The sequence below is a fragment of the Marinobacter sp. UBA5687 genome, from assembly GCF_002420325.1.
GTDB lineage: Bacteria > Pseudomonadota > Gammaproteobacteria > Pseudomonadales > Oleiphilaceae > Marinobacter > Marinobacter nauticus.
The window spans coordinates 1-7625 of sequence record NZ_DIHV01000043.1; the positions used below are offsets into that span (position 1 = coordinate 1).

The window sequence follows — 7625 nt, forward strand, 5'->3', positions numbered from 1 at the left end:
ACAGCGGAAAACATCGGAATTCTCGATTGATGTCAGGCTTTGATTTTCATGGCCTGACCGCCAGTTTCGATGGAGAGCGGGTTATTGGCCCGCTCTCCTTCCGAATCAATGAAGGGGAACACGTTGGTCTGGTTGGCAAAAGTGGTGCCGGCAAATCCACGCTTATCCGCTTGCTTTATGACCGGCTCGAAGGCAAGGCTTCGCTCGTTCCTCAGGGCCTTGGATTGGTCAATGCGCTTCCTGTCTTCCACAATGTATTTATGGGCCAACTGGACCAGCATGCCACCTGGTACAACACGCTTACGCTGATCCGGCCCTTCCGGCGGGACAAAGACGCCATCGGGGCGTTACTGACCGAACTGGGTATACCGGAAAAACTCTGGATTCCGGCGGCGGCACTGTCTGGCGGGCAACGGCAACGGGTGGCCATTGCGCGGGCGCTCTATCGGCAGGCGCCAACACTGTTGGCCGATGAGCCCATTTCCGCCCTGGACGGGCCAATGGCCCAGCAGGTGATGACGATGCTTACCAATCAATTCACCACCAGTATTGTTGCGCTGCATGATGTGGAGATGGCACTGGCACACTGTACCCGCATCATCGGTATTCAGGATGGCCAGATTGCCCTAGACCAGCCTGCCAGCGAGCTGACAGCCGCTGACATTTCCGTTCTCTACTGACAGGCACCCACTCTCAGCATGTTCGCCTACCCAACCGTACGAGCCAGCTTTATTTTTCTTGCCGTTGCGCTGCTCGGGCTGCTGGTTGCGGACATTGCCATTACCACAGCCAACCCCTGGCAGGATCTTGGTCGCTTCTTTCTGGGCGTGGCCACACCCAATTTTTTCAGTACCGAAGGCTTGCTCACTGCCCTGCTGCGGACCGTAGCTTTTGCCTTCGTGGGCGTAACTCTCGGGAGTATCTGCGGCTTCCTGCTGGCGCTGGTGTACCGCTTTCTGCCAGTACGAATCTTCTGCGCCTTTATCCGTGCCATCCATGAGCTGTTCTGGGCGCTGATCTTTCTTCAGTTTTTCGGTTTCCACCCGCTCACGGGTGTGCTGGCCATTGCCATTCCCTATTCCGGCATCTTCGCCAAGGTCTATTCGGAAATCCTGGAAGAGGCAGACCAGGAACCGGGCCGTCTGCTGCCACCGGGAACCTCATCCATTGCCGCCTTTCTGTATGCCCGTATCCCTGATTGCTGGGTTCAGATGCGCACCTATACGGCCTACCGACTCGAGTGTGGCCTGCGTTCCTCTGCCATCCTGGGCTTTGTGGGGCTACCGACTCTGGGTTTCTACCTGGAATCCTCGTTCTCCCAGGGTCTGTACTCAGATGCCGGCGCCATGCTGATTCTGTTCTATGTACTGATCGCCACCATGCCCTTATGGGTTCGCCCCAAACTACTGCCGATCTATATTCTTGCAGCGCCCTTTTTTCTTGGGGACGGTCTGCCCATTGTCTGGGGCAACGTGGAGCGCTTCTTTACGGAGGATATCATTCCTTCACCGATCCGGGATGGCGAAGGGCTTGCGGCTATCTGGGCGTGGTTATCCGATGTAATGATAACGGAAGCGCTGCCAGGCATCTGGAACACCGTGGTCTTAACCCAGATAGCGCTGGTAGCCACCGGCATTCTGTCCCTGCTGGCCTTCCCCCTGATCTCGAATCATTTCGGTGGCCCGGTGCGGCGTACCTCCGGCCATGTGTTTCTGGTGATCGCCCGATCCACACCGGAATACATTCTTGCCTATATTCTGCTGCAGCTGTGGGGGCCTTCCATGCTGCCGGCCGTGGTGGCTCTGGCCCTGCACAACGGTGGCATTATCGGCCACCTGATAGGCCGGCAGACCAACACCATTCACCTGCGCCCGGACGCTCCGGTGGGTTTTTCCCGCTACAGCTGGGAACTGGTGCCCCGCATCTACCGCTCATTCCTGGCATTCCTGTTCTACCGCTGGGAAATCATCATGCGCGAAACGGCGATACTGGGCATCCTTGGCATCTACACTCTCGGCTTTTACGTCGACAGTGCCATTCAGAATATTCGTTTTGATCGTGCCATGGTGCTGATTTTGATTACCGCTCTGCTGAACATTAGTGTCGACGCCCTGGGCCGTTTCATTCGTCGCAAACTGGCCCTTCAGACCATGCCCACCTGCTGATCCCCTGGGACTGGCATCACATTTTTCAAAGCTAAACCGGTCTTCAGTGCCATTTTCGGGGTTTGCCCACTGCCCTACCGGTTACACAACGTTACAATCACTCGATGATTCAGCTTGTCGCTCCGTTTTCAGAGGAATACCACGATGGTCAATGGATTGGTCACAATGACAGAACTGGGGCTGATTGCCCTGTTGGCGCTGTTAGCCGCGCGGGTGCTTACCCTGTCCCGGACAGAATCCTTTGTTCCAGCCGGTGCCGCAGGCGCCGATCCGCAAGCCGATAATTCCGGGAGTTCCGCGCGCAGGGTCGCCAGTTCGGGCAATGAAGCGCGTCGCTACAAAGGCATGACGGCACCGGATCGAACTGAACTCTTTACCCAATTGCACATTTTGGCGGGATTGCAGGAGCGGGATTGCCGGGTGAAAGGCCTGGTACTGTCAGAATCGCCAGAGGCGGTTCGTACTTATGCTGCAGCCTGGCTCTACGGTGCCAGCTGCGCCCTGAGCCCGAAACCCGTTCGCCACTCTGAGGCGCTGGCAGGTATGGTTGCGGGCATTGTCAGCCGAAAGACGGGTATTCGGCAGCCAGAGGCGCTGCAGGCTATTTCGACGCTTACCGGTAGCAGCGTGCTGATGGCCTGTTACCGTGCCGGGCTGGAAGGTGCGGAATTCTGGCAAGCCAACCATTATGTGCCTGCCAACTCGAGCCTCTACGAGGCGGTGACCAGTAACGCGTTTATTTAGCGGTTTCGAGAGTCCAGTCGCTGCCCAGGTTAACGGTCTCCCGGCAGGAATCATCGTTGGCAGGTGAGCCGGTAATGACAGGTTTGGTGAATTCGCCATCATCGGTGTAAGCCATGGACTCCACATCCACCGCCCGCACTACCCAGGACTGGCCATTGGCTGAAACCGTAGCCCGGTGGGTCAGCCCGAACACGAAGCGACAGTAATCCAGCTTGAGCTGAACGAGATCCTGCTCGGCCTTGCGGATTTTGCGCAATAGCACCTTCTGAACGCTTTCCCCGTAATCCATCACTGTTCCCTGGAAGTCATCGAAATTTGACGGGATTTAACTATTTCTCAGCCCGGAACACCAGTGCCCAAGGCACATTTTCCAATACTTTCTGGCCATCCTGCAGGTCAATGCGCCAGATCATCTCCGCACCCGTAGTGCAAAACGGAGCCGTAAAGGTTGCCTGATAGCTCAGGGGCTCCTGGCGCTCCATGGGCACCGGATATTCGCCCATATACATGGATTGCCCTCTTAATACCGCCAGAAAGCGGTCCGGCGCTTCCGGTACGGTAATCGCCAGCCGATATTCCATGCCCTGATCGCCTTCTTCGAGCGTGCTGAGTTCCACTCGCCAGGCGCCTTCGTCGGTCTCCCAGGTGCAGGCGCGTGAAAGCAGGTCGCATTCTGGCCGTTCCTCAGCGGTGCCGGCGGTTTCCAGCCACTGTGGGCCAAACGCCAGAGCCCCAATTGCAGCCAACACTAAACCCAGAACCATGATGGTTCGTACCATACCCTGCCTCACAACCAGATCTTAAACCGGCATTATGGGGATAATTCCGGACATAGCAAAGGTTTCTAAACTGCTGCCAGCATGAGAAAATGTGCGGCTTTCTGGTCTACCACCAACAGAACAGGACACGCCCGTGCAACCGGACATATCCGTTAAGCACCTGAACAAGATCTACGAAGATGGCTTCCAGGCCCTCAAAGACGTCAACCTGGAAATCTACCCCGGCGAGATCTTCGCGCTGCTCGGCCCCAACGGTGCTGGTAAAACCACCCTGATCTCTATCATCTGCGGCATCGTCAACAAGAGCGATGGCGAGGTCAAAGCCGCCGGCCACGACATCGTCAAGCAATACCGCAAAGCCCGGGAGGCCATCGGCCTGGTACCGCAGGAGCTTAATACCGACTCCTTTGAAACCGTTTGGGATGCGGTATCCTTCAGTCGCGGTCTATTCGGCAAGGCACCCAGGCCTGCCCATATCGAAAAGGTTCTGAAAGACCTGTCCCTCTGGGACAAGCGCAACAACCGCATCATGTCACTGTCTGGCGGTATGAAACGCCGGGTGATGATCGCCAAGGCGCTGTCCCACGAACCGCGCATTCTGTTCCTGGATGAACCTACCGCCGGAGTGGATGTTGAGCTACGGCGTGACATGTGGGAGATGGTGCGCAAACTCCGCGAGAACGGCACCACCATCATTCTGACCACCCACTATATTGAAGAAGCGGAAGAAATGGCCGACCGCATCGGCGTTATCCGCCAGGGCGAGATCATTCTTGTGGAAGACAAGAACCGCCTGATGTCCAAGCTGGGCAAGAAAGAACTTCGCCTGCAGCTTCAGCAAAAACTGGATAAGCTGCCCGGGGAACTCACCCTGGAGCCAATCGAACTTTCGGAAGACGGCTACGAGCTAATCTACACCTTCGACTCTCAGCAACAACAGGCCGGCGTGGCCCGACTGCTTCGTACCCTGGGTGATCTGGACATTGAGTATCGTGATCTGCAAACCCGGGAGAGTTCCCTGGAAGAGATATTCGTGGGCCTGGTGCACGAGTAACCACCCGCCCGAACGGTCCTCACGGAGAGAACAATGAATCTTTACGGTGTTAAAGCAATCTACAAGTTCGAGATGGCACGCATGAAACGTACGGTCATGCAAAGCGTGCTATCGCCCGTTATCTCCACCTGCCTGTACTTTGTGGTATTCGGCTCAGCCATCGGATCCCGCATGGGCGATATCGACAGCATCAGCTACGGGGCCTACATCATTCCCGGCCTGGTGATGCTGTCGCTGCTGATGCAGAGCATCTCCAACGCCTCCTTCGGCATCTACATGCCGAAATTCTCCGGTACCATCTATGAGGTGCTGTCTGCGCCAGTATCCTACGTGGAAATCGTGCTGGGTTATGTGGGTGCCGCAACCACCAAGGCCGTAATACTGGGCCTGATCATTCTGGCCACCGCGAAGCTGTTCGTGGACTACTCAATACTGCATCCGTTCTGGATGTTTTCATTCCTGGTGCTCACAGCCATGACCTTCAGCCTGTTCGGCTTCATCATCGGTATCTGGGCGGATGGCTTCGAGAAGCTGCAGATCGTGCCAATGATGATTGTGACGCCACTGGTGTTCCTGGGCGGCACCTTCTATTCCATCGAGATGCTGCCCGAGATCTGGCAAACCATCAGCCTTTTTAATCCAGTGGTGTACCTGATCAGCGGCTTCCGGTGGGCCTTCTATGGGGTTTCGGATGTACACGTGGGCATCAGTGTGGGCATGACCATGGTATTCCTGACCATGTGCATGACCGCCGTCTGGTGGATCTTCAAAACCGGCTACCGTCTGCGTTCATGATGACTCGCTTTCTCTTCCTGCTGGTTGTAAGTACCCTGCTTGCAAGCTGTGGCTCGGCTGGGGCCAAAGATTCCGGGCACCTGCCGGTGACCCAAGCCTGTTTCGTCACAGAGACAGCGCGACATCCAGTGGTGCTGGAAGTGGCGAGTGACAGCAAAGACCGACAGAAAGGCCTGATGGGCCGGGAAGCTCTGGCAGAAAACGCCGGCATGCTGTTCATCTACGATTATGAGCGCAGCCCGGAGCAAGGCTTCTGGATGTACCAGACCCTTCTACCGCTGGATATTGCCTTTCTGGACAACGAGGGCGTGATCGTCAGCATCCGCCAGATGCACCCCTGTGCATCGTCGCGCAGCAACGATTGCCCCAGCTACCCCGCAGGCGCCTCCTACTGGCACGCCGTGGAAATGAACGCCGGTTACTTCAGTAGCCGGCAAATCGAAGCAGGAGACCGATTGGTCCGGGACCAGCCAGCCTCCTGCAATCGCTGATTACTTGTGTTGCCAGTCTGGGTCCCGCTTATCCAGAAACGCAGAAATACCCTCCCGGGCATCGTTCGCTTGCATGTTTTCCGCCATCACATTCGCCGTGTAGTCATAGGCATGGGCCAGCGGCATTTCCAACTGCTTGTAGAACGCCTCTTTACCAATTTTCAGGGTATGCCCCGACTTTGCTGCGATGGTGGTTGCCATGCCGTACACGGTCTCATCCAGAGCTTCCGGCTCGACCGCTCGATTAATCAGCCCGATCTGTTCTGCCCGGGCCGCATCAATCAGCTCACCGGTCAAGAGCATCTCCATGGCATGCTTGCGGCTGACATTGCGGGACAGAGCCACCATGGGCGTTGAGCAGAACAGGCCAATGTTCACACCTGGCGTGGCAAAACGGGCCCCCTTCTCGGCCACTGCCAGATCGCAACTGGCCACCAGCTGACAACCAGCGGCCGTCGCTACGCCAGCGACGCGGGCAATCACCGGTTTGGGCAGGTTCACAATCTGCTGCATCACCTTGCTGCATTGCCGGAAAAGCCGCAACTGGAAATCGTGGCTGTCGAACTGCTCGCGCATTTCCCGAAGATCGTGCCCCGCACAAAACACCTTGCCGGCTGCGGCAAGTACCACCACGCGCACGCTGCCATCCCCGGCGATCTGCTCAAGCACCTCTGAAAGTGCCTCCAGCAGTGCCATTGAAAGACTGTTGCGTCGCTCAGGCTGGTTCAGAGTGACCGTGGCCACACCGTTTTCAGTGTGCACGCGCACCAGTTCATCAGATGCCGCCGTCATACAACACTCCCCTTGGTTCTATTTTGTTATGACCTCGCGTCAGTATTCCCAACACCGGCTTCCCTGTCGAACCGACCTTCGGCGTATGGTTGCAAAACCACAGAATGCCCTCAGGGTAATAACAGATACCCCACATAGGAGGTGACGCATGTCTCGCTCAACGTTGCTGAAAGCCATTGTTGGTATTGCCATTATTCTTGGCGGCATCTTCGTGATTATCAAAGACGAACCTGCCGCGCCCACCGGCGACATCAACAGCATTGAGCCCCTTCCGGAACAGGACAACCCGGATCGATAACCTCCGGGTATGTCCGTTTTTTTTACACTGCAACTGCTCAAAGAATGCTCAGACGAAACGGTGACACACCTTTCATATTGTAAAACGGACAGTTTTTAACATCAGGCACTCCGGTTGCTCATTGTCTCTCGGAGCTCAGGGATTACACCTTCGAGCGACGGTAGACAAATGACGAAGCCCACAGGGAGTGTCACCAATGAATAAGAAACTATTGATCGCCAGCGCCGCCGTGGCCCTGTTTGCCGCAGGCTCTGTACAGGCGGCGACGATTCAGCTGACCAGCGTTAGCGGAATCTGGACCGCCACCAATCCCGTAAGCCCGGCCGTATCGGGTGGTGGAACCAATGAAATCCGTTGGGGAACACCGGCCATTTTCGGAGGACAGCAGAGTGGTTACCGTTTCGACGGCTCAGCGCCCCCAGCCGTCAACGTCAATGAGAACGTTGACTTCAACCTGGGTACCTTCACCCACTACAACTGGCCTGTCAATGGCCATTTATTTTGACC

10 protein-coding genes and 1 pseudogene are annotated in these 7625 nt (G+C 56.4%); 8 read left to right on the plus strand and 3 right to left on the minus strand.

Translation table 11 applies throughout. The annotated features are described in order from the left end of the window. Positions 1 to 29 precede the first annotated feature (29 nt). The 3 genes from B3Y70_RS04720 to B3Y70_RS04730 all read left to right on the plus strand — a co-directional run bounded on the left by B3Y70_RS04720 (position 30) and on the right by B3Y70_RS04730 (position 2909). Complete coding sequence (locus tag B3Y70_RS04720) at positions 30 to 680, plus strand: ATP-binding cassette domain-containing protein (RefSeq protein ID WP_114434085.1); 651 nt, start codon at positions 30 to 32, stop codon at positions 678 to 680. 18 nt (positions 681 to 698) lie between these two features. After that, complete coding sequence (locus B3Y70_RS04725) at positions 699 to 2165, plus strand: PhnE/PtxC family ABC transporter permease (RefSeq protein WP_288589268.1); 1467 nt, start codon at positions 699 to 701, stop codon at positions 2163 to 2165. Positions 2166 to 2309: 144 nt separating this feature from the next. Further along, complete coding sequence (locus B3Y70_RS04730) at positions 2310 to 2909, plus strand: hypothetical protein (protein ID WP_036148562.1); 600 nt, start codon at positions 2310 to 2312, stop codon at positions 2907 to 2909. Here the strand turns inward: B3Y70_RS04730 and B3Y70_RS04735 are convergent. Together B3Y70_RS04735 and B3Y70_RS04740 are read right to left on the minus strand one after the other, a co-directional pair. Beyond that, positions 2902 to 3198: a hypothetical protein gene (locus B3Y70_RS04735; protein WP_011784937.1), complete on the minus strand. Its 297-nt coding sequence runs from the start codon at positions 3196 to 3198 to the stop codon at positions 2902 to 2904. The genes B3Y70_RS04730 and B3Y70_RS04735 overlap by 8 nt on opposite strands. A gap of 40 nt (positions 3199 to 3238) precedes the next feature. Beyond that, complete coding sequence (locus tag B3Y70_RS04740; protein ID WP_224848353.1) at positions 3239 to 3673, minus strand: hypothetical protein; 435 nt, start codon at positions 3671 to 3673, stop codon at positions 3239 to 3241. A 148-nt stretch (positions 3674 to 3821) separates the two neighbouring features. On the opposite strand from B3Y70_RS04740, the gene B3Y70_RS04745 reads away from it, so the two are divergent. From B3Y70_RS04745 to B3Y70_RS04755, 3 genes are read left to right on the plus strand one after another with little or no spacing between them, the layout of a single operon-like run. Further along, positions 3822 to 4742: an ABC transporter ATP-binding protein gene (locus B3Y70_RS04745; protein WP_023010274.1), complete on the plus strand. Its 921-nt coding sequence runs from the start codon at positions 3822 to 3824 to the stop codon at positions 4740 to 4742. Between the two features lie 33 nt (positions 4743 to 4775). Next, positions 4776 to 5537, plus strand: coding sequence for an ABC transporter permease (locus B3Y70_RS04750; RefSeq protein ID WP_114434082.1), 762 nt, complete (start codon positions 4776 to 4778; stop codon positions 5535 to 5537). Further along, positions 5534 to 6028, plus strand: coding sequence for a DUF192 domain-containing protein (locus tag B3Y70_RS04755; protein ID WP_286894327.1), 495 nt, complete (start codon positions 5534 to 5536; stop codon positions 6026 to 6028). Before B3Y70_RS04750 ends, B3Y70_RS04755 begins: the two co-directional genes overlap by 4 nt. Here B3Y70_RS04755 and B3Y70_RS04760 read toward each other — a convergent pair whose 3' ends face one another. After that, entirely contained in the window at positions 6029 to 6820 is a 792-nt protein-coding gene (locus B3Y70_RS04760) for an enoyl-CoA hydratase (RefSeq protein WP_286894328.1), read from the minus strand. It abuts the gene before it with no gap. A gap of 148 nt (positions 6821 to 6968) precedes the next feature. Here B3Y70_RS04760 and B3Y70_RS04765 point away from each other — a divergent pair, with 148 nt between their 5' ends. Both B3Y70_RS04765 and B3Y70_RS04770 read left to right on the plus strand, forming a co-directional pair. Further along, complete coding sequence (locus B3Y70_RS04765; protein WP_228223602.1) at positions 6969 to 7118, plus strand: hypothetical protein; 150 nt, start codon at positions 6969 to 6971, stop codon at positions 7116 to 7118. Positions 7119 to 7314: 196 nt separating this feature from the next. Then, a pseudogene (locus B3Y70_RS04770) lies at positions 7315 to 7605 on the plus strand (choice-of-anchor K domain-containing protein); the annotation flags it as partial. Positions 7606 to 7625 lie beyond the last annotated feature (20 nt).